This is a genomic window from Paenibacillus sp. FSL W8-0186 (assembly GCF_037969765.1).
GTDB lineage: Bacteria > Bacillota > Bacilli > Paenibacillales > Paenibacillaceae > Fontibacillus > Fontibacillus woosongensis.
Genome location: NZ_CP150207.1, coordinates 2,861,755 through 2,888,284, shown reverse-complemented (window position 1 = coordinate 2,888,284; position 26,530 = coordinate 2,861,755). Strand labels below are relative to the sequence as shown.

The window sequence follows — 26,530 nt, the reverse complement described above, 5'->3', positions numbered from 1 at the left end:
TGTCTGAAAGGGAGGAAATCATATGCGAGAAATCATTCCGGTCTCGGAGATAACAAGGTTCAGCACCAAATCCGATGAATTCAATCCTTATCCGTGGTATGAAGAGAAGCTGCTGCATGAGCCAATCAGCTATCATCCGGAGACAAATACTTGGAATGTATTCAGGTACGACGACGTCAAACGGGTGCTCAGCGATCATGAATACTTCTCCAGCGTGCGTACAAGGACAATCATTGATGTGGGAACGAATACGAAGGAAGGCCATATCGCGGAAAAGCTTAATCTTGGTGTGGATCCCCCCGAACATCGCAAACGGCGGGCCCTGCTTGCGAGCGCTTTTACTCCCCGCAGCCTGAAATTATGGGAGCCGCGCATTCGCGGCATCGTCGACGAACTGATTGACGAGATACCGGACAAAACGTCTGTCGATATCGTAAGCAGTCTGACATCCCCGCTTCCGACAATCGTCATGTCGGAGCTGCTTGGCGTGCCGTGGGAACACCGGAACCTCTTCAAGGAATGGGTGGACATTCTCTTCATGCCGACCAGCAAGCAGAATGTGGATCAGGTGAATGAATTAAAGGGCAAGGCCGCCCGGGAATATTATTCATTCTTATACCCCTTAGTTTTGGATAAACGCGATCATCTGCAGGAGGACATCATTTCCGATTTGATCCGGGCGGAGGTCGACGGGGAACGGTTCACTGATGATGAGATCGTACGGACAACGATGTTCATTTTGGCAGCGGGCATCGAGACGACAAGCCATTTGATGGCCAATACGTTTTACTCTTTTTTATATGATGATAATACGATATATAGCGAACTGCGGCAGGATCCCGGACTGATTCCGAATACGGTAGAAGAGATGCTGCGCTACCGTTTCCACATCAGCAAGATGGACCGGACGGTCAAACAGGATAACAACCTGCTGGGGGTCGAGCTGAAGAAGGGGGATGTCGTCATCACTTGGATGAGCGCAGCCAACCACGATGAAGCGATGTTTGACGATCCGTTCAAGCTGGATATTCGCCGGCATAATAGCAAGAAGCATCTGACGTTCGGCAATGGCCCGCATTTCTGCCTGGGTGCTCCGCTCGCCAGATTGGAGGCTGCGATCATGCTCGAGCAATTCGTTCAGCGGTTTAGCAAAATCGAGCCTGTTCCCGGCTTTCAGTTAGAGGATCACCTGCAGCCTTCGGCGGCTGGGCAATCGCTGCTGTCACTGCCGCTCGTCGCTAATTATGCTTGACTAGCAAGCATTCATGCCATCTTAAAAAGGCTAATCCTTTGGAGGGATTAGCCTTTCTTCCATCATTATTTCATATTGTTGCTATAGCGACTTGACCATCCCTCCGTCAACAAGTATTGTCTGTCCGGTTGTGTAGGAATTAGCGGTCGAGGCCAGAAACACCACCATTTTGGCAAGCTCATCCGGCTGACCATAACGGCCTAGAGGAATATTCTGCTCTGCCCGGGCACGAATTTCCTCCATAGGGGTATTCATTGATTCTGCTTTATGCTTATCCAATTGATAGATGCGATCCGTCGCAATTCTTCCAGGCGCTACCGTGTTGATTAGAATGCCGTCAGGAGCCAGCTCATGGGCCAGGGTCTTGGCCAGACCGGCGATACCCGCACGGTAGGTGTTGGAAAGAATAAGACCTTCAATGGGCTGCTTCACTGAGGTTGATGTGATATTCACGATGCGGCCGTTTTTCGAGCGTTTTAAATAGGGAAGGGAGCAGCGAATAAGCCGGATGACGCTCATCAAATTTTGATGAAAAGCGTGCTCCCATGCATCGTCCTCCATTTCCTCGAACCTTCCGCTTGGCGGGCCGCCGGAATTTGTAACTAGAATATCCAAGCCTCCGAAAGCCTCGGCAGTGGCTTGAACTAAATCCTCGATATCCTGCTTCACGGAAAGATCGGTTACCTTATAGTGAACTTGCGCATTATAATGTCCCCTAAGCTCTTCCGCTGCTGCCTTCAAATCATCCTCATGACGTGAGCAAAGCATAATATGAGCTCCTTCACTGGCAAAGCATGCTGCGATCGCTCTCCCGATCCCTTTACTAGAGGCTGCTACGAGTACTTTTTTTCCTGTAAGATTCAAATTCATAGGCCAACACTCCTTGATCTATTTATTTGCGCGCTGCTGATGTACAGTATCCTAATTCATTATTCATTATATCCCGTTCTCACCTGTTAGAAGCTAAGGTAATGATAGAATATCCCAACAGAATCCCTCATTCTGTCGGTTGATATTAATTTCCTTATGATGTAAATTTTGAAAGGATGAAAGAGAAATCTAAATATAATGAAATAAAAAGGATATTCAGAGATCGATAACGCAAAGGAACAAGGAGTGCTAAACCATGGCGTTTGATTATCGGGACGACAAGAGAAGCATCCGATCGAAGGAGCAGCTGAAGGAAGCTTTGTTTGAGCTTCTCTATGAGAAAGAGTGGAGACAGATTACGATACAGGACTTGACGAAAAAAGCGAAGCTGAACCGTTCGACCTTTTATCAGCATTATGAGAATAAATACGATTTGCTCGTACAAAATGTCGAGGATTTGTTTCAATCCTTGAAAGAATCTGTGCTGTCTACCAGCATCGATAACAGCAGCGCGGATACGATCAGCTCCGGCTACCTGCTGGCTTTCTATCGGCATCTGAAAGAACAGAGCTACTACTTCAAGGTGATTCTGAATAGGGGATACGAGCTGGATATTATGGAACTGTTCTCCGATATTGTCCAAGAGGCAATGGGGCAAGTCGTAGATGTACAGCAAGCCATTGACGGAGTTCCTGCGGAGATCCACTGGCGCTACAGCATTGCAGCTCATTTCTCAGTCGCAAGCTGGTGGCTGCAGAATGATTTTCCGTATTCGCCGGAATTCATGGCCGAAGCTGTACTTAAGCTGACGAAAGAAGGGAAGCATCATGCCTTGCTATAAAATTCAAAATACTCACTTGACAGGTAAGGTTAATTGGTTTAATCTGATTTCAAGCCTGATAGGTCGTTGTTCATTATCTAATCATTCATTATTTCAGGATTAAACTAAATTATTAGCCGATTGGTCCACCAAAGGCTCCTATGTTCAATACCGAGTAATTTTCGGTAAAGAACAGGGAGCCTTTTCTGTATTTGACGAATCTAGAAGATCGTCCAGTATATCTCCAGCGGCTTGGAGGATTGGGACAGGAAGGAGCGTTATGGAATATAAAGATTGGGCGCGAATGGAGGAGGCGGATTGGCATTTCCGCCGGCTCGTCAGGCGATTTGTGAAGGAGCGGGACAAAATTGCGATCGAAGGCGTGCCGCTTCCCGGCATGCTTATCCTGAACGCCATTTTGCGGGATGGGGAACAAAGGCTTGGAGATTTGGCGGAACAGCTGGATTTTACGTCTGGCGCTGTCACGGCAATCTGCGACAAGCTGGAGAAGCTGGGTTACGCCATTCGCAGACGCAATGAGGTAGATCGCAGATCCGTGGCTCTGCATATTACCGAGGAGGGGAAGCGGATGGTTGAACGCAACTGGGCAGCAGCTACATATATGATCGATGCCATTTTCGGCGAATTTACGCTGGATGAGCTTGAATTTCAAATATCATTATTCCGGAGCCTGCATGACCGGCTGGACGGATTCGCAGAAGGAGTTTTGCGCCTGACGAAGTCCTTGGAGGACAGCGACGCGGCGGCAGCCAACCAGCTAAAGGCTGGCCTGCAGCGAACGAACCGGTTTATTACCTACTAAATTTATACGGTGTGTATGAAAGGAGAGAGCAATATGGGACATCCCACGATTTATCCGACGGGAACGACGGTATATTTGCCGGAAAAAGCATGGAGCGGCTATACGATTTATCAGGCTGCCGATACCGGGGCGCTGCTCATTGATATGAATGGAAGAGAGGTTCATTTATGGAAAGGTCTGCGGGGCTTTCCGAACAAATTGTTCCCGGGCGGCTACGTCCTGGGCAGCACGTCGGAGCGCGATCCAAAATACGGCTTCCAGGATGAGAAAAATCTCGTCCAGGTGGATTGGGAGGGCAACATCGTCTGGAAATTCGACCGCTATGCCTGGATTGAAGACCCGGGGCACCCGGCGCAGTGGATGGCGCGCCAACATCACGATTATCAGCGGGAAGGCAATCCGGTCGGCTACTATGCACCGGGGCTGGAACCAAAAGTCGACTCCGGCAACACCATAATCCTTGCGCACAAAAACGTGCAACGCCCCGACATCTCCGATACCGAGCTGCTCGACGATACGATTATCGAGGTGGACTGGGAGGGGAATGTCATTTGGGAGTGGGCGGTCAGCGACCACTTCCATGAGCTGGGGTTCGATGATGATGCCAAGGCGGCGCTGTACCGCGATCCCAACACCCGGGCATTCGGCACGCACGCCGGGGATTGGATGCATATCAACTCCGTATCCGTGCTGGGACCCAACAAGCACTACGATGCTGGCGATGAGCGCTTCCACCCGGATAATCTGATCTGGGATGCCCGCGAAACGAACATTATCGCGATCATCGACAAGCGATCAGGCCACATTGTCTGGAAGCTCGGCCCGAATTACGATACGAAAGAAACGGAACATCTCGGCTGGATCATCGGCCAGCATCATGCCCACCTGATTCCTAAAGGCCTGCCGGGCGAAGGTAATCTTCTCGTGTTCGACAACGGGGGCTGGGGCGGCTATGGCAGACCGAATCCCGAAGCTCCTGACGGGCTGAAGGTGGCGCGCCGCGACCATTCCCGCATTTTGGAGATCAACCCGGTCACGCTGGAGATCGAATGGCAGTATACCCCGACCGAAGCGGGATTCCAGGCGCCGCTCGACTCGTATCGGTTCTATAGTCCGTATATCAGCTCCGCACAGCGGCTGCCGAACGGAAATACGCTGATTACCGAAGGGGCGGATGGACGGATTTTTGAAGTTACCCGGGAGCATGAACTGGTCTGGGAATACATTTCTCCTTACAAAAACAAACGCAATTCCAATATGGTTTATCGGGCTTACCGTGTACCCTATGGATGGATACCGCAGCTGGAGAAACCAGTGGAGACCGAAATTGAACCGGTGGATGTAGCTGATTTCCGCTTGCCTGGCGCAGCTCCGAGAGGTGCCTGGATGACCGTTGAAGTCGAGGGAACTGCAGCTTACAGCGAGGGCGCCTTCTGCGTGGCTACGACGGACGAGGCGGACAGGAAGGAAAGGGATCCGCAATGAAAAAACACAGCATTCGTCATATAAGCCTATCGATCATCACGCTCCTGCTTGCGGGTACGCTGCTCAGCGCCTGCCAAACGGCTTCAGGTTCGGATCAAGGCAGCAAACTCAAGCTGAGAATAGCGGACATTTCCACGAATACCGTGTTTCGTGTCGCTAAAAACAAAGGAATTTTTGAGAAGCACGGCATAGACGCCGAGCTGGTGAACTTCGCCACTCCGGCCGAAGGGGTCAATTCCCTGTTCATCAAACAGGTTGACATCGCCTTTGGCGCGGATTTCCCTCTGCTGAATGCCGTCAGTAAAGGAGACTATTCGATCTTCGCTTCTTCCGGAACGGCGACCGACCTAAGCGCTAGCGAGTGGAAATTGTTTGCCCGTCATGAAATCGTCAGTGCGGCGGATTTGAAAGACAAGAAGCTGAGCTTCTCGCGCGGAACGTTCATCCCATATTTGTGGGATGTGTATTTGCAGCAGCACGGCATTCAGTTATCCGATGTGACACTTGTGGGTCAAGGCGGTTTTGACGAAGCTTATGTGGCCTTAAAAAAAGGAGAGATCGATGCAGCTTGGGTTTACGGAGCCGTACTCAACGAGAAATTTATAGCGCTCGAAGAGGCGCACGAGCTGGCGGACATGTCGCAAACTCCGGTGCGGCTTGGCACGGGTCTTATCGCTTCCAACGAGCTGATCCAAGAGTATGGGGATGGTCTCGTAGGGTTTCTGAGGGCATTGGACGAAGCCTCCGCCTATGCCCAGGCTCATCCAGACGAGGCGGCAGATATTATGTATGCCGAAGTAAAGCAGCCTAGAGAAGCGACCTTGAAGGATCTTCCGAAGAACCCCTGGCAAATCGGTTTCACCCAGCAAGCGTATGAAGGCCTGGCTGGCCAGAAGAAATATATGGTGGAGAACGGCATCATCGAGCGGGATTTTGACTTGAACCATAAATTAAATTTGGAACTGGTCCGTATCGCATTCCCGGATCGTGTCATAGCATTGGAATAAGAGAGGGGGAGACATCCGTGAGTTCATTGCCGAAGTCTAACGAAATTCATATTGAACGGTTGAACAAGAGCTATGCGCCCCAGGCTGCCGGGGATCTTCATTACATCATCCAGGACGTGAGTCTGGTGGTCAAAGGAGGCGAGTTCTTTGTCCTGCTGGGGCCAAGCGGCTGTGGTAAATCGACTCTCCTTAGCTTGATCGCGGGCTTTGTGTCAAAAACCTCCGGACAGGTCAAGGTGGGTGAGAAGGAAGTAGAACGGCCCGGACAGGATCGGGCGGTCGTCTTCCAGCAGGCGGATTCCTCCCTGTTCCCTTGGCTGACGGTGAGGGAGAATGTGGAGTTCGGCCTGCGGATGAAACGGATTCCAGCTGTTCGCCGGAAGGAAGTATCGGACCGGTTCATTTCGCTTGTAGGGCTCAAGGGACATGAGAACAAATTCCCGCGGGAGCTGTCCGGCGGCATGAAGCAGCGAGTTCAACTAGCAAGAGTGCTCTCGAACGATCCGGCCATTCTCCTGATGGATGAACCTTTCGGAGCGCTGGATGCGATGACCCGCCGCACGATGCAGAGGGAGCTGGTGAACATTTGGCGGGATACCGACAAAACGGTGATATTTGTGACGCATGATATTCAGGAGGCGTTACTGCTCGGAGGACGCATCGGTATTATGTCGTCGGGGCCTGCCTCCCAAATTACACATATTTATGATGTACCGCTTGGTTACCCCCGGGATTTGACTAGTCCGGAGTTCCATGTTCTTTACAATCAGATCCAAGCACATTTTGAGGAGTAAAAAAGGGAAGCGGAGGAAAGCAAATGAATACGAAAAAAATGTCACTGCAGCTGCTGTTCTGGTTCTTCATCCTTGGCCTCTGGCAATTGCTGTCGCTGGTGTACGGTCCGGAAATCCTTCCAGGGCCGCTCTATACGGCTAAAGGTGGCTATGAGCTGCTAGTGGACGGAACGCTGTTGCAATACATCGGAATCAGCGCATACCGCGTATTATTGGGCTGGACGCTGGGCAGTCTGATCGCCGTGCCTACGGGCATCATCATTGGAAAAGTGTACGCAATCCGCTTGTTTGCGGAGCCTTTCCTCAATTTTATACGATTCATTCCGCCGATAGCCTTTATTACCTTATTTCTGGTCTGGTTCGGCATTGGGGAAACGTCGAAAGTGATGCTGATCATGTACGCTACATTTTTTATCGTTATTCTCAACACGCTGACGGGCGTCCTGTCCGTTGAAGAGGATAAAATCCGCTCCGCTCGCAGTATGGGCGCCTCGGAATGGCAAATCGTCCTTCATGTGATCATTCCGGCCACGGTTCCGTACATCTTTACGGGCGTCCGCCTGGCGATGGGCACGTCGTTTATGGCGATTATCGGCGCCGAAATGATCGCTTCCAACGAGGGCGTAGGGTATTTAATCTGGAATTCACGCCTATTTTTCCGCACAGATTGGATTTTTGTCGGGCTGATTTGTCTGGGATTGATGGGATTTCTGACGGATCGTGCGGTAGCGCTGCTTGGGCGAAAGTTGCTGTCGCGCTACGGTGTGGTCAGCACGACATCGCTAAGGCGATAATGCAAAATGGAGGTTGAATGCTAAAAAGGCCCAGTTAAATATTCGCTGAATACTGGGCGTATAATTTAATTAACATAACAAAAATTATGTAAACTAATTAAAAGCATCGGTAAGCTTGGGATCGGAAAAGCACATTTCTTAAGTTTGGTTCATTATAACGCTCATCATCATTTGGATCATGGTGGGCGTTTTTCGTTTGACAATATCTGGAGTTTTATATATTATGTCGGAGATAGAAGAGGAGGGATGATTTGAAGAATTTTATCAAAAATTTCAGCTGTCTTGTATTCATAGCCATCTTTTATTTTGGCGGAACCACATTATTGCGCAATCATTACGAGGAAGTGAAAATAAATTTTTATTACAGCCCCGTATATGTAACCTTTGTGACGATGGTGTTTTTTGGAGCTATAGGGGTAGTACTAGCATTAAGCAGGGCAGGGAATTCGGACAGACGAGCCAAAACGTTAAAAATCGACTACTCCAAATTACTGGTTCTTGGATTGCCGTCTCTTATCCTTTCAATGACTCATATATGGGCGCAATTGGGTTTATTTAAAGGCTTTGCATGGGTTTATCTCTACATATCGACTAATGATTACATACTTATTCTTTCTAGTATTGTTCTAGGGCATACGTTGATATCTAGTCTACGCATGGAGGATGCTCCTGAAGATGTACAGAAAGAAGATGTACGAAAAGATACAAAAACAATCGATATAACGATAAGATAATTATCAATAAATTTGCAAATAGCGCCTGTATCTTGCCTAACATAACAAAAAAGGCTGGAGCAGGGGATAACCCCGATCCAGCCCTTTTATCTTACATCCTTACGGCTCAATCCCCCAGACAAGCTGACCGCTGATATACCCGGTAACTTGTTCATGGTCTGCGAACTGACTGCTGGAAGCCTTAAACGAGTAATCGTTGGCCTGGTTGTAATTGGACCAGTCAGCTTTGGAGAATCGCGCTTGGATTTCTGCGCTTTGGCCCGGATTAAGCGTTCCAGCCGAACTTGTAAAGCCAATTTCCAAATAATAATCAGCTCCAGTAACCGGATTCGCCAGCTTCACAAAATTGCTGGTTACATTTGCACTCCCGATACTGGCCCAATCGCACCAGAAACTTTGTGCTTTTTCCCCATCAATTGTATAGTAATAGCGGAGTTTTACATCACTAAGCTGAATCGACGTATTCCCGGTGTTGACTATTTTGAATTTGGGCGAAATTCCGTTGGTAAAGGTACTTATGCTGCCGTTAAAGGCTTGAATCGCCAAGCCTCCTGCGGGTATGGGAACACTACTGTCCACTACATTTACAGTATGAACTGCGTTTTTTCCTCCGCTAAAATGAAAGGTTATCGCATTTGGGCCCAGTGGCTGCGTGGAAAGATAGGATTTGTTCAGAACGACAGCAGCACTTGACGTCGTATAATCCAGGCCGGATTGAAGAGTATAATTTCCATGCGTTATACTTACGAGCTGGTGACCGTTTAAGGCAAGGGATACGGAAATATCTTGCTGTAGATTCGCCGCTCTATCAAATGTTGTACTCACGGGAGAAATTGCAGCACTTGGTGTTGGAGCGTCAACTTTTAAATTGGGCAGTTCATCCAATGTGATGACATAATCACTTTGATAAAGCGTTGTCAGTGTGGCCGGATTATTAAAGGCGGAACTCATCAGATGCTCGCCATACCAAGGACAGAAGTAGAGCCAGCCTGATTTTTCCTCGATCAGATTCTGCAGGCTTGGGACGGTGTCGTTCTCCGTCATGGCCACCATTTTGGTACCGCCGGTTAAATCAACAAGCTGATAGAAAATCGAGGTAATCGCATCCTCATTGGGCACGCCGGATAGACCGTCATGACGGTTGTAGATCGTATTGTATTTATCATAGCCGACGATATCCACCTGATCGTCACCGGGATACCAGGCAGGAGAAGTAGGATACACGTAGCTGTTGTAGGTCCAAATCAAGTTATGCAAGCCGTAAGTCTCCGTAAGTTCGGTATAGAGCAGATCCCACAACTGCTTATACACCTCGGCGCCTGCCGAAGCCCACCAGAACCACGCGCCTTCTCCGTTCAACCCGCCGTTGCCCTCAGCCTCATGATAGGGACGGAAAATAACCGGCACATGGTTATCCTGCAGAATCTGCAGCTGTTCCGCCAAATCCTCAATGGTCATCATCACGTATTGATATTCTTTCGTACCAGGAATCACCGCATTGGCTGTATTAAAATTAGTTTCTGTCGGCTTGTAGGTAGCGTCCTTCCAATCCACAAACTCCCCGAGCTGGTACGTGGTAAAATTTCGGGGCACATTGATATGCCAGCTGGCTGTCGCGATTCCGCCGCGGTTGTTTACCCAGTCGATAACCCGATCGGTTGTGCCGTCCTCCCAGCCGTACAACGGGTTGTAGTTCATAAAATCAAAGCCGCGGATGGCCGGATACTTTCCGGTTAAATTGTAAATCCAATCAAACTCCAGCTCATAATTGCCATCGTTTCCGCTTCCATAAATCTCCTGCTGGCCGGAAATAATGTGATTACCGTAAACCTCCGTTAAATAATTCATCAAAAGCTGCGTTTCCGGTGTAGCCTTAGGATCGGTGAGGACAGGCTCCACATCTAGAGGGTCAAGATTGGCATAATCCACTGTAAAGGTATCGAAATAAGCGAAGCCCCAACCAGCCTTCAGCTGGATCGTGTTGGTTCCCTGGTTCAACTTATGAAAACCGAAATCGAAATTCGACCACGTGGTCGTATAGGGCAGCATATATGAACCCTTGGTAACGCCGTTAACGGTTAAATATTGAAGCCTGCCGTCAGGACTCAGCTCCTGCATATAGCGGGTGGAGATCGCATACATGCCGGTTTCCGGGACAGTCACTGTAAAGGTCATTGTGCCGGAATTCTGCATCCAGACAAATCCACTCCCAGAGAATCCGGGTTTGTGTTGTCCGTAAATTTCGGTCACGACTTGAAGATCGGAGGTGAGCTGAGCGTTTTCGCTTTCAATCGTGAAAAGTGGGGTGTCCGCATGAACGGGCGCTGTCATCAAGCCAAGGAGAAGAGTAAATGCCAGCAGCATTGCGCTTACCTTTTTGAGCCAATTTGTCATGATCAGACTTCCTTTCCATGTAAGATATGAAAACTATTATATAAACTATCAACTTATGGATACGCTTTCATAGTATCATATATGTAAATATATGTAAAACTATCCATTTGAAGATGAAAGCAAAACAACCCAGATTGCCTATACGATACGACAGTCGGGGTTGTTTTAATCATTCAACTATGATTTGTGTGCTGAAGAGTTTGTATAAAAATTTGCTCAATATGATTATCGTCTAAGGAATAATATACGGTTTTACCGACCTTACGGCGTTTTACAATCCTCATATTTCGTAAATACCTTAACTGATGAGAGACAGCAGATTGTCCCATTCCTAAGAGTACCGTCAAATCATGAACGCACAGCTCTCTTTTTAATAATGCACTAATTAATTTAACCCGGGTTGGATCACTAAAAGCTTTGAACCAGTCGGCAAATTGAACAGCTGCCTGATCGTCAATCAGCTCTGCCTTAATGGTGTTTAAATCGGTATCCGATCCAAGGCAAGTTGTGTCACATTCCTCAGCAGAATTTAGAGACTGTGTCATTAAAATCACCTTTCTGTAAGCATCTTTTCCATTATTATAACAAAAAAAATGACTTAAACGAAATGATTACTATTAACCGCTATGATATAATCCGAATAAAAAAGAGGAGATTGGGTAGTGCTATCAAGAGAGAGTTTAGAAAAGAACCAAATTGGCGTTTACGCGGCAGCAATAATTGCGGCGGGGCTCGCGGGGTGGGCAAGTCCCCGAATAGGCGTCTATCTGGAACCCATGGTTTCCTTTGGGATTGCTGTCCTTTTATTCAGTATGTTTTGTCAAATTCCCTTTCTTAAACTAAAGGAGGCACTTTCTAATGGGCGTTTCATGGGAGCCTTACTGCTTGTAAACTTTATTTTCATTCCCTTACTGGTATACATATTAATTCAGGTTTTTCCTCAGCCAAGCCCAGTTCTGATTGGAGTTTGCTTGGTACTTCTCACTCCATGCATCGATTATGTTATTGTTTTTACTCAATTGGGCAAGGGGAATGAGAAGTTAATACTTGCATCCACTCCGGTGCTTTTTGTCGTACAGATGGTTATGCTGCCTTGTTACCTTTGGCTGTTCATTGGTCAAGAGGCTGCCCAAATCGTAAAAATCGCTCCTTTCATTGAAGCTTTTATTTATTTGATTATTGTCCCTTTATTCGTAGCCTTAGCCGTCCAGTTGTCAGCTAAAAAACATGCACGCGGCCTTAAAGTATTGGACTTTACGGCATGGCTTCCCGTGCCGCTTATGGCGCTCGTGCTCTTTTTGGTCATAGGCTCTCAAGTGAATCGAATTGTCAAGGATTTCGATGTCATTATCGCTGTGATCCCGATTTATGTATTATTCCATATCGTTTCGCCATTCATATCGCGAATCATCTCATCGGCGTTGGGAATCGGGCCGTCAGATGGCAGAGCGCTGATTTTTAGTGCAGGAACTCGCAATTCCCTTGTAGTGCTTCCACTTGCCCTGACCTTGCCAGGGGAGATGGCTACAATTGCAGCATCTGTCATAGTAACCCAAACCGTCATTGAATTAATCGCAGAGCTAGTATATATCAAATTTGTGCCTAATTTAATTTACCGGGATCTAAAAGTCGCATGATTGCGGCTTTTTTTGTTTTAATGATATATGATCTTGTCAAAGTCTTGGATAACAGCCGCAGGATTAGGGTAAATAAAGCAGTATGTTGACAGCAGTGAGAATTGAGGAATATACTATATATGAATAGTTGTTCATATATAGCTTTTATTGATGAGGTGAGATAAATATATGGAAACAGGTACTTCTGCAGTTAAGCGAAAGCTGGTGCTGGAGGGTCTGGACTGCGCAAACTGTGCTATGAAGATCGAGAACGGTGTCCAGAAGATTGACGGGGTTTCCGCTTGTTCGGTGAATTTTGCAAACCAAACGTTGACCATGGAGCTGGCGTCAGACCGTTCAGATGACATTCTTGAGCAGACGAAGAAAAAAATTCGTACACTTGAGCCGGGTATCAAAGTATTGGAATACGGAGCGGCGGGAAGCCATAAGGCGGGAGCCTTCAAACATAATCACGCTCACAGCCATGATCACGGTGCCGAGGCGGAGGATGAAGGGCATGGACATTCTCATGACCACGGGGCGCAAAGCATCAAAATCATGGTTGTCCGGCTGATCATAGGTCTTGCCATCGGCGTGTTGGCGTTTGCGTTACCGCTGAGCCGGGAGCTTGAACTGATTCTGTTTATTGCGTCCTATCTCATTGTAGGTGGAGATATTGTATTCAAGGCGCTGAAGAACATCGTTAGAGGTCAGGTGTTCGACGAATACTTCCTTATGTCAATTGCGACTGTCGGCGCTTTTGTGATTGGGGAGTATCCTGAAGGTGTAGCTGTTATGCTCTTTTATCAGGTTGGCGAGCTGTTCCAGAGCATTGCCGTCAACCGGTCGCGGAAATCCATCAGCGCATTGATGGATATCAGACCGGATTTTGCCAATTTGAAAACAGGCAACGAGATCAAACGTGTGAGTCCGGAAGAAGTGCGAATCGGCGATTTGATCGTCGTGCGGCCTGGTGAAAAGGTACCTCTTGACGGTAAAATTATCGAAGGAAATTCGGCAATGGATACCTCGGCATTAACTGGTGAATCCGTGCCGCGCCAAGTGGCTGCGGGCGATAATGTGCTGAGCGGATTCATTAACAAAAACGGGGCGCTGACGATCGAGGTTTCAAAGGTATTCGGGGAGTCTACCGTTGCCAAAATTTTGGATCTAGTGGAGAACGCAAGCAGTAAAAAGGCACCGACGGAAAATTTTATTACGAAGTTTGCCCGTTACTACACGCCGTTTGTCGTCATTGTCGCTGCATTGCTGGCCATTGTGCCTCCGCTGCTCTTCAGCGGCGCGACCTTCTCGGATTGGGTGTACCGGGCTTTGGTGTTCCTCGTCATTTCCTGCCCTTGCGCCCTAGTCGTTTCGATCCCGCTCGGCTTCTTTGGGGGCATAGGGGCTTCGTCCAAGAACGGCGTCCTGGTTAAGGGGAGCAATTACCTGGAAGCGTTGAATGACGTCAAATACGTCGTTTTTGATAAAACGGGAACGCTAACCAAAGGTGAATTTAAGGTAAACGGCATACATCCGCAAAACGGATGGACCGAACAAGAACTGCTGCGCCAAGCCGCTTTTGCCGAAATGCACTCTACCCATCCAATTGCCGAGTCGATCAGAGAAGCATACGGACAGCAATTGAATGAAGAGCTGCTTTCGGGTTACAACGAAATATCTGGACACGGCATTCAGGTTGTGTTTGAGGGCAAGGAAGTGCTGGCCGGGAACGCGAAGCTGATGAAACGGGAAAATATCGACATCGCCGTGCCATCCGAGCTGGGCACCATCGTGCATATTGCGGTCGACAAACAGTATGCCGGATATTTGGTCATTGCCGATGAGGTCAAAGAGGATTCGGCGCAGGCGATCCGTTTACTAAAAAATCTCGGCGTGAAGAAGATTGTCATGTTGACGGGCGACATCAAGACAGTGGGTGAAGCGGTCGGCAAAAAGCTGGGTGTGGACGAGGTTCACTCCGAATTGCTGCCGCAGCATAAAGTCGAAGAGCTAGAGAAGATCGACCGCCAAAAATCGAGTAAAGAAAAGATCGTATTCGTCGGCGATGGCATTAACGACACGCCGGTTCTAGCCAGAGCAGATGTCGGCGTGGCCATGGGCGGACTCGGGTCCGATGCAGCCATTGAAGCTGCTGATATCGTCATTATGACCGACGAGCCTTCCAAGCTGGCTTCCGCCATCCATATTGCGAAGAGAACCCGGCGCATTGTATGGCAGAACATCCTTTTCGCACTGCTCGTCAAAGCGGTCTTCCTGCTCCTGGGCGCGTTCGGCATTGCGACGATGTGGGAGGCGGTGTTCTCGGATGTGGGCGTTACTCTGCTCGCCGTGTTGAACGCCATGCGCGTATTGAAGATTAAACCTAATTTGGCTTAAAGGATTGGGGATATGAACAATCGCTGGAATAAATTGATCTATCGAGCGGGGGCTCCGTTTTACGATGTTTTATTTAATGCGGGCCCGTTCGCCCGGGCCAGAAAAAAGGTTTTTACTGATTTGGCTCTCGAACCAGGTCAGCGCGTACTGTTGGTTGGGGTAGGGACGGGGGCCGATCTGCGTTTTTTCTGCGGAAAGACGCTTGAAATTACGGCTGTCGATCTCTCGCCGGCTATGCTTGCTCAGGCGAAATCAAAAGCAGGGGAAAACGAGCACATCCGGTTTTTGGAGATGGATGCTCAGGATCTGCGATTCGCTGACCAGTCCTTCGACCTGGTGATTGCAAGCCTGATTTTGTCGGTCGTTCCCGACGAACACAAATGCATGTCGGAGCTAGTTCGTGTTACAAAGGAGCGAGGCAGCATCGTCATTTTCGACAAGTTCAAGGGCGGGGAAGGGAAAATGCCGCTGATTATGCGTATGCTGCGGCCGCTCGTGGCCGTATTGGGCACCGATATCGGCCGGAATTATCAGGCGATCCTGAAACCACACCTTGAACGGTTGAACATTCGTGAGGACAGCCCAGCCATGTTCGGGGATATGTATCGCAAAATCGTGCTTGAACGAAAATGAAGATGTGTTCTATCTTTATAGCCAAAATTGTGCCTTTTGATGAAGGATCGCAGTTTTGGCTATTTTTACGCCTTAATCATCGAATCATATCTTCCACCTTAAAACAAGGCTTCCAAAAAAATAATCTCTCGCTTTAATCTACAATACTTATGTACTAAAATATGAGTATATATTATATTAATTTTTAGTTAATTAGCCAATCTTAAGCAAATACCATCTCGGCGGTGCTAAGCGTCTTCGAAGCAAATTACAAGTTTTAAGGAGGGATTCATTTGGGGAAACAATTTCCGGCCATGCTTCCAGAGCACATGGCCTTTATCCAAAAACAGCATCTATTCTTTGTCGGAACGGCACCTATGTCACGGGATGGGCATGTCAATCTGTCTCCGAAGGGATATGACAGTTTTAGGATTTTGTCCGAGTCTAAGGTAGCGTATTTGGATTTAACCGGCAGCGGCAATGAGACCAGCGCCCATCTCGAAGAGAACGGTCGAATCACGATCATGTTCTGTGCATTTCAGGGGCCTCCGAACATCTTACGCCTGTACGGAAATGGAACAGTAATTCTCCCAGAGGACAGCAAATGGGAGGAGGTATACGGATTGTTCGATCCGTTGCCTGGAGTCCGGCAGATCATTACGGTCGACATACATAAAGTCCAGACATCCTGCGGTTATTCTGTGCCGTTCATGTCGTACGAGAAGGAGCGGGACACACTTCGGCGCTGGGCGGAGCAAAAAGGCGAAGAAGGTCTGCAAAGTTACTGGCGTGAAAAAAATATGAGCAGCCTGGACCAATTGCCAACGTCTCTAGGCAAACGCCTAGGGACAAAGTAATTTCAGCACAAATTCAAAAAGATGAGGAAATCACCCATGAGAAAATGGCTTGTATGCACGTTAGCTATTATTCTGAGCGTAGCTGCGTTCACTCCCGCTACCTATGCCTCTGGAGTCCGAGTATCCGTGGATGGGCGTAACGTTCAATTTCTGGATGAGCACCCCTATGTCGATCAGAGATCCAACCTTACAATGGTTCCACTTGCTTTTATATCCGACAAGCTCGGAGCTGCTACGGAATGGGACGGCGAATTAAAACAAATCACGATCTCGCTTAACCGTGACACTGTTATCTTGGTAATTGGCGACCATCATGCACTGGTGAACGGAAAAAGAGTAGACTTTGAAGGGGCGGCAGTGCTTAAGAACGGACGCACGATGGTTCCGCTGCGTTTTATAAGCGAAGCCCTTCATGCAAATGTAGAGTGGCAGCCCAAGCACAAGCTGGTGAGCATTATGAGCTCCGTGGGCAATGTTCCGAAGGGAACATGGATATGGGACACTCATATCATCAAGCAGGATCAAGAGAAAATGATAAGCTTCGCAAAAATGAAGGGTGTGACATCTATTTACCTTCAGGTGAATAGAGATATTGATTCAACGATATATGAGGAATTTATACGAAAAGCCAAACGTGAAGGAATATTAGTGGAAGCACTTGAAGGGCGCCCCGAATGGGTCTATAAGTCCGGGCAGGAGGATATTCAAAAATTCATCGAATGGGTTAAAACCTACAATTCCTCTGTTGGCCCCGAAGCAAGCTTTACGGGACTGCATTTCGATATTGAACCTTATGCGCTTGACGAATGGACTAAGGTCAACAAAGTGATTCTTGAGAGCTGGATGGACAATTTGAGACTGATCGAAAAAGAAACCAAAGGCAGCGGCTTGCAAATTACTATGGACGTTCCGTATTGGCTAAATACGGTTCATGTACCCGGAACGAATTACAGCATGAGCGCATGGCTGCTGGAAAAGTTCGATTGCCTCGTCATCATGAATTATCGGAATCATGCGTTAGGCGATAATGGAATTGTGGAAAATGCACAGGACATGCTGAGAGAAGCCTCCACGCTCAAGAAGAAAATTGTTATTGCCGTTGAAACAGTTAAAAGCAAAGAAGGGCCGCGGGTCTCATTTTATTCCATGAGCAATGAAGTGATGGAAAAGGAGCTTCAGTCCGCCCATAATAAATTAACGCATTACGCGAGCTATGCCGGCTTTGCTATTCACGATTTCAAAGGCTGGCAGGATATGAAATAAGAAGCTGTTAATATTTTGATGAAGGAAGAAGAGTAACTTAATTGAGTCTGATGCAGGCCGCCGGGAGGGAAAAGGATTGCAACTGCTGTATGTGTGGACCAAAAGTGATAGCCTGGTTGTAAAAGGGGAGGGAGTGCATTTTCATAGCGAATACCGCTTCGAATATTTACCTGAACAAGGTGAACTTTATGTAAAAAGGAACCCGTTTTTTATCGAGCATTTTTTTTCGGAAAATACGGGTTTTGATCAGGTGACAGCTATTGTGGGGCGTAATGGCACTGGTAAAACGTCACTTCTGCGTTTTATGATTGCTTTACTGGCTAACGGTAATGAGGGCTTTGCAGCAAAAATCTTAGAAGAGCCCATTCTTTGTGTTTTTCGTATATTTGGGCACGATGAGTTGATTGTGGTACACAATCCAGACCTGAAGCTTGTCGGGGGCAATTATGAGGAGAATCATATTTCAGTATTCGAACCCGATTATTTTAGAAGATCTTATATAGTTAAGGACTCTGAGGCTTTTTTCAACAATCTTTCGGTAGTTTTGTATTCTAACATCTTCGACCATTCTGCCATCAAGAACGGTAACAGGCTGATCGATATGACAACAAATACGCTCCTTTCAAAATCTATTCACAATGATCCTCAAGCTCATGAAACACTAGCACATAAGTATAACGATATTCGGATGCAAATAGATTTCTTTTTGGAACAGGGAAATTCCTCATTTTGGACTATCCCTTTTGAGGTGCCAAAAGAAATGTATTTTCGCTTTTCACGTTTGTTGCAAAGACTTGAAGAAAATTTAAGATTAGACATCATCAACTTCGGGTCTGGCATAAATGAAGAACAATCCTCTTTTGAAGGTTATCTCTATAAAGCATATAACAAGATGGAAAAATACGATATTTATAACGGAATCCAAAAGGATATAAGTGTAGAAGGGATCAAGTCTTTCACTATGGTGTTTTTACTCCTGTTATATGAGGTGTACCGTGAATCCCCTCACACATGCACAGAAAAAATTAACCGTTTTATTGATGAGTATGAATTAGACCCCGAAAATGATATTGGTTATGAGATATTTAGCAATTTTGTGGGGTTATTGACGGAAAGGCTGCCAAGAGAAGATGATAATAGACGATTCTTGGAGAAGGCTGAAGTGCTTGAGATAGTATATGATGAACTTATTGAGCTAATTATGGACAATGTTATATTCATGGAAGATGGTGCTATCAGAGCCCAGTTAGTTTCGAACGAAAGCCCGGCATCTACAGTTCTCTCGATCTTGAGAAAAGGGAATCAAAAAGTAAGCATTGATTTTGATTTGGATTGGCCGGATCTAAGTTCTGGAGAAAAATCACTTCTCACCATGTACGCACGGCTATATGAATCGTTCTCTTTAAACATCGAGCAAGAGCATATTCTGCTTATGATCGATGAAGGCGAGTTGTATATGCATCCGCAATGGCAACGCAGATTCATCAAAGAACTCATAGATTTTTCTACTGAATATTGCTGTGTACAGCAGCAGAAGACTTTGGATATTGTCCTGACAACCAACTCTCCTTTTTTAATTTCTGACCTGCCGCATGCTAATATCGTGTTCCTTCAAGCTACCGAAAATGGTGCCACAGTGGTCGGGGGACTTGAGGATCATCGGCAATCCTTTGCGGCTAATATACATACATTGTTGTCAGATGCCTTTTTTTTGCCTGACGGACTACTCGGTGAATTTGCCAAGCAAAAGATCAACCGACTTGTTCATGAATTATACCAGGATGATATTGCAGATATTAGGGAAAAGGAAAGCCGCATAAGAAAACAAATTGAAATAATTGGAGAGCCTGTTATTCGTAATAAATTGATCTCTGTCCTGGAGGACCGGCTGCGCATTCAAGATCAATCCTTCCAACAGCTGGTAAACAGAATATCGGATCTAGAGGCTGAAGTTCGGTCGTTGAAAGGGAAGCAGTAAATGATCAAAATAAATGATGCTGGCCATGCAAATATTAAAAAAGAACATTTGAGCTATTTTAAAAAGCAAGGTCTTGATTTACTTAGGAAGTATGCCGGTCAGAAATATAAGCACCCGTTTGAAAAGAAGGTAATGGAATATTTACGAGATAATTATGAAAAAATATTAATTGGGAATCCGGATGTGCTGGCTGATGCGATCAATACAATCAATAAGTTGACTAACGGACACCCATTCTCAAAAACAACGAATCGCAAGCTGCAAGCTGTATTCGACTACGACATTTTTAGTAATCGCTCACCTGGGGTAAAAGGGACAAATTGGGGTGGTTACTTACTTGTCAAAAATCTTGGGGTCGGGACTTGTCCCTACTGTAATCGGCAGTACATCACCACGATTCGGAACAGGATTCGAAGAAAGAAGGGAACCCGAAAATCTCTTTGGGAAGGACAGACCAGAGGAACATTAGATCACTTTTATGATAAGAAACGTTATCCATATCTGGCCATATCTCTGTATAACTTGATTCCAAGCTGTAAAGTATGTAATTCCGATTTCAAGGGTCGCCAAGAGATGACAATGACTGATTTTATTCATCCTTACAAAGAAGAGTTTGGTTCAGAAGTAAGGTTTACGATTGTACCTAATGGGGGAACCGCCGGTCAGCCTTATGATGTTACTTTCCTTCTAGGCAATAATACGGAGGAGTTCCATATCGACTTCCGTTACCTGTCACCTGATCCAGACTTCACTCGACGCGCCAAGCAAAATATTGAGCTTTTTAAGATCAAGGAGCTATATAATTTCCATAAAGAAGAAGTAAGAGAACTACTTCAGAAATCGCAGCATTATACGTCTGATTATATCGATACGATTCTGAGTCAATCAGGCACTCTCTTTAATTCTCGTGAGGAGGTCGTTAGATTCGTCATCGGCAACTTCGCTCATGGGGCAAACCATGATCGACGTACTCTATCGAAGTTCACTTCAGACATCGCGAACGAGTTAGGGCTTTTGAAGTATTTGGATACGAGATAACAGTCGGGATAAAAATATGGCATTTTCCATGGCAAATCCAAATGACGAAAATATTGAAAAATGCTCATGTTCAGCGCATGAGCATTTTTCAATTGATGGATTTGAACGCATCCATTTTAATGAGCAAAATGTTCCTGCCATTCATTCAAGCCCTCATCCATTCGAAAAGCTTTGAATCCTCTAGCCTGCAATTTTTGTGCAGCGATGGCGGAATACACACAGAGTGGGCCTCTGCAATAAGCAATGATTTCAGCGTCCTTAGGTAATTCACGTATATAATATTCAAGTTCTTCCATGGGAACGGAGATAGCGCCCTTTATATGGCTGATTTCAAACTCTTCTTTTGGACGTAAATCTAAGAGAAGGATAGACTCTGAGTTTAACTTCTCCATCACTTCATCCATCGTTAGTGTTTGGATGTTATCCAGGTTATGCAAGAAGTCGTGTTTAAGTTTTGAGATATCTGGAAGTTGTTTTTCGCTAATCCTCCACAACGAATTAAGTAAGTCAACAATAGAGGGATCAGCCAATGAATAGATGGCGCTGGTGCCTTTCTTTGTGAATTTAACAAGCTTGGCATCTAGTAATACCTGCAAATGACGAGAAACATTTGCAAAATTCATACCCGAGGATGAGGTTAACTTTTCGACCGTTTTTGGTCCCTGGGACAATAAGGTCAGAATTTCCAAACGCTTATCGCTAGACAGGCTTTTTCCGATTCTCGATAATTGTTTGTAGAGCTCTTCTTTTAAGAGTTTCGCGGAATCCAGCATAGGATCAGTCATCGTGATTTTCCCTCAATTCTTGAAATAGTTAATAAATACTGGACTATCATTCGGTGTGCCCTTTAAATACTGTAAATTCATGCTATGGGAAAGACTTCCTTCCTTGTCAAACCGATCATCAATAATATGGAGTTTTTGTATAGTGTACATCAAGTTATTCAATTATTCAATTGAGCAAAAATTTGAAAGTAATATTGTTTCAGTGTATGTAATGGAAACTCGTTGTGAAAGCAAGATATATAATGAATGCTATTGTCAAAACACGGTTTCATGCTGTGGTGAATATGTCAATGAGTTGTAGGATACTTGACTGATTATTTTTTCAGTACTATAATTCAATTACTCGATTGAATTATTGAATTAATGGACTTCTATTGATCAGATTTAAACAAACTGAAGGCGAAGTCATTATGCAAAAGACTTATCTTCAAATCACGAGAACTTATAGTTCGTGATGAAGATGTACAAGTTCTGCACAGTTTCAATAATGAGTCTGAGGCAATCTACTCGGCATATTAAAGGAGGTACTTAAGTGGGAGCAGTAGCACTAACAAAAGAAACGTTTCAAAGTACGATTCAGTCGGGGGTAAGTTTGGTTGATTTTTGGGCTCCTTGGTGTGGGCCTTGTCAAATCCAGCTTCCGATTGTTCATGAATTAGCTGATGAAATTAATGATCAGGCGACGATCGCAACAGTGAACGTCGATGAACAAGGGGAGCTGGCTTCGCAATTTGGTATCCGCAGTATTCCAGCTTTGCTGCTGTTTAAAGATGGTAAGTTAGTAGAACAAATGGTGGGGATCAATCATAAACCTATACTCAAAAGAAAAATCCTGAGTCAAGTAAATTCATAATGTCTGTGGTAACTGGCAATACAGTACGAGAGTGTTGCTGATTTTCTTTCTCATAGAGTTTAACCTTACGAAGAGGTTCAAAATGGGAGTCAATCACAAGATTGGCTCTCTTTTTATTTTGTAGCTCACTTGCTCCTGTTTTTCACCCATAGGAAATGTCTTTGATGTGGTATACCAGCCCATTAGATTGACTTGACGTATTAATAATTCGGCAATATGATTCAATAGAAAAAATGTCGAGGCTAAATCTTTAGAAACGAATGAATATCTATAGGCAAGTTTTGAGAGTCATATCCTGAATAGAATTCTATAGAAAAGAGAGAATATACATGCTGGATAATATTTCAGATATTAGTAACAAGGCACAGAGTCTACCGCCTTCTATTATGGAATACGTGAATGAATCGAAGAAACAGCGTCAGCTACATGCCAAAACGTTAAAGGTTGTTATTTTATCACAAATACTTGCTGGAGCGGGCTTGGCGGCAGGGGTCACCGTAGGCGCATTGCTTGCTCAAGATATGCTGGGCACAGATCGGTATGCCGGAGTTCCTTCAGGACTTATTACGCTGGGTTCCGCCGCAGCCGCTTATGGAGTGGGCCGACTTTCTCAACGATGGGGACGCAGGCCTGGTTTGGCTATAGGATTTATGACAGGCGGTCTGGGCGCTATTGGCGTCGTGCTTTCTGTGTTATTCAACAGTGTGCCTCTACTTTTCCTCTCTATGTTGCTTTATGGGGCAGGCACGACAACCAATTTGCAAGCAAGATATGCGGGAACGGATTTGGCATTGCCAACACATCGGGCAAAAGCGATAAGTATGGCTATGGTTTTCACAACACTTGGCGCTGTTGCCGGTCCGAATCTGGTCACGTTGACTGGCAAGTTCGCTGCGTCCTTTGGCGCTCCGCCATTGTCAGGACCTTTTATGCTGGCAGCGGTGGCGTATCTGATTGCCGGGCTGGTGCTGTTTGTTTTCCTGCGACCTGATCCGTTCCTTGTCGCTAGGGCCGTAGCTGAAAAGCAAAGAATCGAATCCATAACGAAAGATGCGGAACGATCTCGAACACACGAAAATGTCGCCAATAAAAAGGGGATAATCATTGGCGCAACGGTTATGGTTCTTACACAGATTGTGATGGTTGCGATTATGACAATGACTCCCGTTCACATGCAACATCATGGACACGGTTTGGGTGCAGTTGGTATTGTCATCGGCATTCATGTTGCCGCGATGTATCTACCTTCCCTGATCACAGGTGTTCTCGTTGATAAATTCGGACATATCGCCATGTCTTACGCCGCTGGATTTACGTTGTTGTTGTCAGGTTTGCTGGCAGCATTTGGACCTGGCGATTCTATGGTCATGCTTATTCTGGCCCTTGCACTCCTTGGATTGGGTTGGAATTTTGGTTTGATTAGCGGGACGGCAGCAATTGTTCATGCAACACCTTTACAGATTCGGGCGAAAACCCAAGGCACGATTGATGTTTTGATCGCATTAGGCGGAGCTTCTGGCGGCGCGTTGTCGGGTATGGTTGTAGAGCAATCCAGCTACACAACCCTTTCCTTAGCTGGAGCTTTTCTGTCTTTGCTTTTGATTCCAGTTGTCCTTTGGGTTCGTAAGAAGAAAGGTTAAGCAAGATTGAATATGAAAAAACATGAATCAGTAGTAATTGTCGGTGGAGGTTTAAGCGGCATGCGGACAGCTTCTTTGCTTTCCGCTAAAGGGATTCCATGCCGTGTGCTCGAGGCCCGGGATCGTATTGGCGGGAGAGTTTTAAGTCAAGAGGTTATTGGCAGACCTGATCTCGGAAAGTTTGATTTGGGTCCAACGTGGTTCTGGCCGCGTTATGAGCATGCCATTACCGACTTGTTCATGAGCTTGGTTTAAAGACATTCCTGCAATATCAAACGGGACTTATGGTTACAGAGCGATCACATAAGGAGCCTCCGCAGCAATATGCGCTGCCAGAGGGAGCTATGGAAAGCGCCGTCAGGTTTGCGGGAGGAGTTCAGGCTCTCGTTGATGCCATAGCGGCTACTCTACCTGAAGGAATCATTCAACTGAATACGAGAGTGAGCTCGGTTAGCGAGAATGGCGACGGCAATCTTGTCATTGAGGTTGATGGGGGAAAGGAAGAAATCAGGGCAAGGGCGGTCATTATAACGGTGCCGCCGCGGCTCGCAGCACGAAACATTATTTTCAGGCCCGAGCTAGCTCCTGATCTGATGATAAGTTTGTTGAACAAGCCTACATGGATGGCATCCCATGCGAAAGTGATTGCGGTCTATAAACGCCCATTTTGGCGGGAACAGGGACTTTCAGGTTTCGCAACAAGCTGGGCAGGACCGCTGCAGGAAATCCATGATGCATCACCTGTTACCGGCGTGGGGGCACTGTTTGGTTTTTTTGGCATATCGGCGAAGAGGCGTGAAGAGTTAGGAGAGGAAAGAATAATGAAGCTTGTCAAAGAGCAATTAATTCGACTCTTTGGGCCGCTTGCGGGACATACGCTTGCTCTTCTCTATAAGGATTGGTCGAACGATCCGGCAACAGCTGTAACTGAAGATGCTCAGCCGCTACAAGACTATCCCAATTATGGCCCTCCAGTAGGTATGCAAAGCTGGGATAAAAAGATCTTTTTTGCGGGTACGGAAACCGCTCCGACACAAGGCGGACATCTGGAAGGTGCGTTACGATCTGCAGAACGAGCGGTATCTGAACTTATGGAGCACTTCCAATCGAATGAATCACATCTTTAGCTTCAGCATTTGAGCAACTATAGAAACGTAGGCTTAAAATAGTCCCCACCTGTTCAGCAGATGGGGACTTTAAGCTTACTTTATTTTTTCGCATATCCTTGCTTGTTCAAATAGTTCATCATTTGAGGGAGAATACTTCTCTGGAGATGATCTTGGATATGGTCACTCCATCCTTTTACTCTTTTCACTGTGAAGGGAGCCATAACCGGACGGCTCTCATAATAATTCAACATGGCTTCATCATAGATGGCTAATTTCTCTTGATCCAGTGGTTGATACTGATTTTCTAGCATGACCATGGATTGAGGCAGCCGCGGCTTAAGTTCAGGTTTTTCTTCTGCCGGGGTACCGAGGCATAATCCCACCAAAGGTATCACATACTTCGGTAATTTCAATAGGTCAGATAATTCGTTAATATTAGCTCTGACAGCTCCGATAAATACACCACCAAGTCCCATGGATTCGGCTGCTGTTAAAGCATTTTGTGCCATCAGTCCAGCATCGAACGTACCAACCAATAGAAATTCAATATATTCAATATCCACCTTTGGGGCAATTTGATGATTACGGTTGAAATCTGCACAAAAAATCCAAAACTCTGGTGCTTCTTCAATATAGGGTTGATCCATACTGAGCTGCATCGCTTTTTTTCGAAGATCAGGATTTGTGATTCGAATAATCGAAACAGCTTGAAGAAGACTGGAAGATGAAGTTTGACTGGCTGCTTTATAGATTGCTTCTCGCTGTTCTTCTGTCAAGGGTTTATTGGTAAAAGATCGCACAGATACATGATTATGAAGCAATGAAATGGTTTCATTCATGTAATTCATCTCCACATTTATTTGATATAATAACTCCGTAAGACTGCTTTAACTAAATATTGGCCAATGAAGTTCTGTCCCGGTGACATTGACACTATCATAAAATTTTTCGTTGGATTCGCAAAGAGGGCAATATAAATGAACATAGTACAACTTTTTGTACCTTTAGGGGGGATATCAATGAGGGTCTGTAATGAAGGATTTGATAAAGCGTTTATCGATGATAACAGGGATATGTACGCGATATCCTTTACCCAATATGTCCTTTCAGGTCGTTGGAAACACTATATATTATGGTATCTAAGAGAAGAAACGCGTCGCTATACGGAGATAAAAAAATTTCTTGGCGGTTTATCGCAAGGCTCTCTCACAAAGCAACTTAAAGAGTTGGAGCAAGATGGAGTCATTAAACGTGATGTTTATCCGGAAGTTCCTCCACGGGTAGAGTATTCGCTTACAGACAAGGGGAAAAAATTACTGCCGATTCTTGAGAAGATGGAAGACTTCGGAAGAGAATACGGCTAAAAAATTATTGTGGCTGAATTACACAATGGGTGCCATTAGTTT

Annotated in this window: 25 protein-coding genes; 20 read left to right on the top strand and 5 right to left on the bottom strand. The window is 46.0% G+C overall.

Translation table 11 applies throughout. The features are described from left to right. Nucleotides 1-22: 22 nt before the first annotated feature. Nucleotides 23-1,252 (top strand): cytochrome P450, encoded by a 1,230-nt coding sequence (locus MKX50_RS12975; RefSeq protein WP_339157159.1) that lies wholly within the window; start codon nt 23-25, stop codon nt 1,250-1,252. A gap of 81 nt (nt 1,253-1,333) precedes the next feature. On the opposite strand, the gene MKX50_RS12970 is transcribed toward MKX50_RS12975, so the two are convergent. Further along, the gene (locus MKX50_RS12970) at nt 1,334-2,122 is read right to left on the bottom strand and encodes an SDR family oxidoreductase (protein WP_339157158.1); all 789 of its coding nucleotides are present in this window, start codon (nt 2,120-2,122) and stop codon (nt 1,334-1,336) included. A gap of 256 nt (nt 2,123-2,378) precedes the next feature. Here MKX50_RS12970 and MKX50_RS12965 point away from each other — a divergent pair, with 256 nt between their 5' ends. The 7 genes from MKX50_RS12965 to MKX50_RS12935 all read left to right on the top strand — a co-directional run bounded on the left by MKX50_RS12965 (nt 2,379) and on the right by MKX50_RS12935 (nt 8,579). After that, entirely contained in the window at nt 2,379-2,963 is a 585-nt protein-coding gene (locus MKX50_RS12965; RefSeq protein WP_213592385.1) for a TetR-like C-terminal domain-containing protein, read from the top strand. A 259-nt stretch (nt 2,964-3,222) separates the two neighbouring features. Beyond that, complete coding sequence (locus MKX50_RS12960; protein WP_339157157.1) at nt 3,223-3,765, top strand: MarR family transcriptional regulator; 543 nt, start codon at nt 3,223-3,225, stop codon at nt 3,763-3,765. 33 nt (nt 3,766-3,798) lie between these two features. Next, nucleotides 3,799-5,250 carry an aryl-sulfate sulfotransferase gene (locus MKX50_RS12955; RefSeq protein ID WP_339157156.1) on the top strand — a complete coding sequence of 484 codons (1,452 nt, stop codon included), beginning with the start codon at nt 3,799-3,801 and terminating at the stop codon, nt 5,248-5,250. After that, nucleotides 5,247-6,257, top strand: coding sequence for an ABC transporter substrate-binding protein (locus MKX50_RS12950; protein WP_339157155.1), 1,011 nt, complete (start codon nt 5,247-5,249; stop codon nt 6,255-6,257). The genes MKX50_RS12955 and MKX50_RS12950 overlap by 4 nt, the downstream gene beginning before the upstream one ends. Nucleotides 6,258-6,274: 17 nt before the next feature. Then, complete coding sequence (locus MKX50_RS12945; protein WP_339157154.1) at nt 6,275-7,051, top strand: ABC transporter ATP-binding protein; 777 nt, start codon at nt 6,275-6,277, stop codon at nt 7,049-7,051. Nucleotides 7,052-7,074: 23 nt separating this feature from the next. Further along, nucleotides 7,075-7,845: an ABC transporter permease gene (locus tag MKX50_RS12940; RefSeq protein ID WP_213592396.1), complete on the top strand. Its 771-nt coding sequence runs from the start codon at nt 7,075-7,077 to the stop codon at nt 7,843-7,845. A 251-nt stretch (nt 7,846-8,096) separates the two neighbouring features. Then, complete coding sequence (locus MKX50_RS12935) at nt 8,097-8,579, top strand: hypothetical protein (protein ID WP_213592398.1); 483 nt, start codon at nt 8,097-8,099, stop codon at nt 8,577-8,579. A gap of 99 nt (nt 8,580-8,678) precedes the next feature. Here MKX50_RS12935 and MKX50_RS12930 read toward each other — a convergent pair whose 3' ends face one another. Both MKX50_RS12930 and MKX50_RS12925 read right to left on the bottom strand, forming a co-directional pair. Beyond that, a complete protein-coding gene (locus MKX50_RS12930) occupies nt 8,679-10,973 on the bottom strand; it encodes a glycosyl hydrolase (protein WP_339157153.1) in 2,295 nt (764 codons plus the stop codon). Between the two features lie 173 nt (nt 10,974-11,146). After that, a complete protein-coding gene (locus MKX50_RS12925; RefSeq protein ID WP_055108133.1) occupies nt 11,147-11,518 on the bottom strand; it encodes a metalloregulator ArsR/SmtB family transcription factor in 372 nt (123 codons plus the stop codon). A 117-nt stretch (nt 11,519-11,635) separates the two neighbouring features. Here MKX50_RS12925 and MKX50_RS12920 point away from each other — a divergent pair, with 117 nt between their 5' ends. From MKX50_RS12920 to MKX50_RS12890, 7 genes are all read left to right on the top strand, one after another. Beyond that, nucleotides 11,636-12,610: a bile acid:sodium symporter gene (locus tag MKX50_RS12920; protein ID WP_339157152.1), complete on the top strand. Its 975-nt coding sequence runs from the start codon at nt 11,636-11,638 to the stop codon at nt 12,608-12,610. Between the two features lie 168 nt (nt 12,611-12,778). Then, nucleotides 12,779-14,989, top strand: a complete 2,211-nt coding sequence (locus MKX50_RS12915; RefSeq protein ID WP_339157151.1) for a heavy metal translocating P-type ATPase — start codon at nt 12,779-12,781, stop codon at nt 14,987-14,989. A gap of 12 nt (nt 14,990-15,001) precedes the next feature. Further along, entirely contained in the window at nt 15,002-15,622 is a 621-nt protein-coding gene (locus tag MKX50_RS12910) for a methyltransferase domain-containing protein (RefSeq protein ID WP_213592409.1), read from the top strand. A gap of 272 nt (nt 15,623-15,894) precedes the next feature. Further along, nucleotides 15,895-16,458 (top strand): pyridoxamine 5'-phosphate oxidase family protein, encoded by a 564-nt coding sequence (locus MKX50_RS12905; RefSeq protein WP_213592411.1) that lies wholly within the window; start codon nt 15,895-15,897, stop codon nt 16,456-16,458. Between the two features lie 36 nt (nt 16,459-16,494). After that, nucleotides 16,495-17,721 carry a copper amine oxidase N-terminal domain-containing protein gene (locus MKX50_RS12900; RefSeq protein WP_339157150.1) on the top strand — a complete coding sequence of 409 codons (1,227 nt, stop codon included), beginning with the start codon at nt 16,495-16,497 and terminating at the stop codon, nt 17,719-17,721. A 76-nt stretch (nt 17,722-17,797) separates the two neighbouring features. Continuing rightward, on the top strand, nt 17,798-19,699 hold the full coding sequence (locus MKX50_RS12895; protein ID WP_213592415.1) for an AAA family ATPase: 1,902 nt from the start codon (nt 17,798-17,800) through the stop codon (nt 19,697-19,699). Continuing rightward, nucleotides 19,700-20,737 carry a hypothetical protein gene (locus MKX50_RS12890; RefSeq protein WP_339157149.1) on the top strand — a complete coding sequence of 346 codons (1,038 nt, stop codon included), beginning with the start codon at nt 19,700-19,702 and terminating at the stop codon, nt 20,735-20,737. Between the two features lie 116 nt (nt 20,738-20,853). Here MKX50_RS12890 and MKX50_RS12885 read toward each other — a convergent pair whose 3' ends face one another. Continuing rightward, entirely contained in the window at nt 20,854-21,522 is a 669-nt protein-coding gene (locus tag MKX50_RS12885; protein WP_155613218.1) for a metalloregulator ArsR/SmtB family transcription factor, read from the bottom strand. Nucleotides 21,523-22,054: 532 nt separating this feature from the next. Between MKX50_RS12885 and trxA the strand changes: the two genes are divergently transcribed. The 4 genes from trxA to MKX50_RS12865 all read left to right on the top strand — a co-directional run bounded on the left by trxA (nt 22,055) and on the right by MKX50_RS12865 (nt 25,142). Continuing rightward, nucleotides 22,055-22,375, top strand: coding sequence for a thioredoxin (trxA, locus tag MKX50_RS12880; protein ID WP_213592419.1), 321 nt, complete (start codon nt 22,055-22,057; stop codon nt 22,373-22,375). A 329-nt stretch (nt 22,376-22,704) separates the two neighbouring features. Then, nucleotides 22,705-24,015 (top strand): MFS transporter, encoded by a 1,311-nt coding sequence (locus MKX50_RS12875; RefSeq protein ID WP_339157148.1) that lies wholly within the window; start codon nt 22,705-22,707, stop codon nt 24,013-24,015. Nucleotides 24,016-24,027: 12 nt separating this feature from the next. Next, nucleotides 24,028-24,270: an FAD/NAD(P)-binding protein gene (locus MKX50_RS12870; protein WP_339157146.1), complete on the top strand. Its 243-nt coding sequence runs from the start codon at nt 24,028-24,030 to the stop codon at nt 24,268-24,270. A gap of 29 nt (nt 24,271-24,299) precedes the next feature. Next, nucleotides 24,300-25,142: an FAD-dependent oxidoreductase gene (locus MKX50_RS12865; RefSeq protein WP_339157144.1), complete on the top strand. Its 843-nt coding sequence runs from the start codon at nt 24,300-24,302 to the stop codon at nt 25,140-25,142. 80 nt (nt 25,143-25,222) lie between these two features. Here the strand turns inward: MKX50_RS12865 and nfsA are convergent, their stop codons facing one another. Continuing rightward, nucleotides 25,223-25,963 (bottom strand): oxygen-insensitive NADPH nitroreductase, encoded by a 741-nt coding sequence (nfsA, locus tag MKX50_RS12860; RefSeq protein WP_339157143.1) that lies wholly within the window; start codon nt 25,961-25,963, stop codon nt 25,223-25,225. 180 nt (nt 25,964-26,143) lie between these two features. Between nfsA and MKX50_RS12855 the strand changes: the two genes are divergently transcribed. Next, nucleotides 26,144-26,488, top strand: coding sequence for a winged helix-turn-helix transcriptional regulator (locus MKX50_RS12855; protein WP_339160114.1), 345 nt, complete (start codon nt 26,144-26,146; stop codon nt 26,486-26,488). Nucleotides 26,489-26,530: the final 42 nt, after the last annotated feature.

Bases quoted from the DNA above. Each gene is read 5' to 3' on its own strand.
- MKX50_RS12975 (WP_339157159.1), top strand. From the start codon at position 23: ATGCGAGAAATCATTCCGGTCTCGGAGATAACAAGGTTCAGCACCAAA.
- MKX50_RS12970 (WP_339157158.1), bottom strand. From the start codon at position 2,122: ATGAATTTGAATCTTACAGGAAAAAAAGTACTCGTAGCAGCCTCTAGT.
- MKX50_RS12965 (WP_213592385.1), top strand. From the start codon at position 2,379: ATGGCGTTTGATTATCGGGACGACAAGAGAAGCATCCGATCGAAGGAG.
- MKX50_RS12960 (WP_339157157.1), top strand. From the start codon at position 3,223: ATGGAATATAAAGATTGGGCGCGAATGGAGGAGGCGGATTGGCATTTC.
- MKX50_RS12955 (WP_339157156.1), top strand. From the start codon at position 3,799: ATGGGACATCCCACGATTTATCCGACGGGAACGACGGTATATTTGCCG.
- MKX50_RS12950 (WP_339157155.1), top strand. From the start codon at position 5,247: ATGAAAAAACACAGCATTCGTCATATAAGCCTATCGATCATCACGCTC.
- MKX50_RS12940 (WP_213592396.1), top strand. From the start codon at position 7,075: ATGAATACGAAAAAAATGTCACTGCAGCTGCTGTTCTGGTTCTTCATC.
- MKX50_RS12930 (WP_339157153.1), bottom strand. From the start codon at position 10,973: ATGACAAATTGGCTCAAAAAGGTAAGCGCAATGCTGCTGGCATTTACT.
- MKX50_RS12925 (WP_055108133.1), bottom strand. From the start codon at position 11,518: ATGACACAGTCTCTAAATTCTGCTGAGGAATGTGACACAACTTGCCTT.
- MKX50_RS12915 (WP_339157151.1), top strand. From the start codon at position 12,779: ATGGAAACAGGTACTTCTGCAGTTAAGCGAAAGCTGGTGCTGGAGGGT.
- MKX50_RS12910 (WP_213592409.1), top strand. From the start codon at position 15,002: ATGAACAATCGCTGGAATAAATTGATCTATCGAGCGGGGGCTCCGTTT.
- MKX50_RS12900 (WP_339157150.1), top strand. From the start codon at position 16,495: ATGAGAAAATGGCTTGTATGCACGTTAGCTATTATTCTGAGCGTAGCT.
- MKX50_RS12890 (WP_339157149.1), top strand. From the start codon at position 19,700: ATGATCAAAATAAATGATGCTGGCCATGCAAATATTAAAAAAGAACAT.
- MKX50_RS12885 (WP_155613218.1), bottom strand. From the start codon at position 21,522: ATGACTGATCCTATGCTGGATTCCGCGAAACTCTTAAAAGAAGAGCTC.
- MKX50_RS12875 (WP_339157148.1), top strand. From the start codon at position 22,705: ATGCTGGATAATATTTCAGATATTAGTAACAAGGCACAGAGTCTACCG.
- MKX50_RS12870 (WP_339157146.1), top strand. From the start codon at position 24,028: ATGAAAAAACATGAATCAGTAGTAATTGTCGGTGGAGGTTTAAGCGGC.
- MKX50_RS12865 (WP_339157144.1), top strand. From the start codon at position 24,300: ATGGTTACAGAGCGATCACATAAGGAGCCTCCGCAGCAATATGCGCTG.
- nfsA (WP_339157143.1), bottom strand. From the start codon at position 25,963: ATGAATGAAACCATTTCATTGCTTCATAATCATGTATCTGTGCGATCT.
- MKX50_RS12855 (WP_339160114.1), top strand. From the start codon at position 26,144: ATGAGGGTCTGTAATGAAGGATTTGATAAAGCGTTTATCGATGATAAC.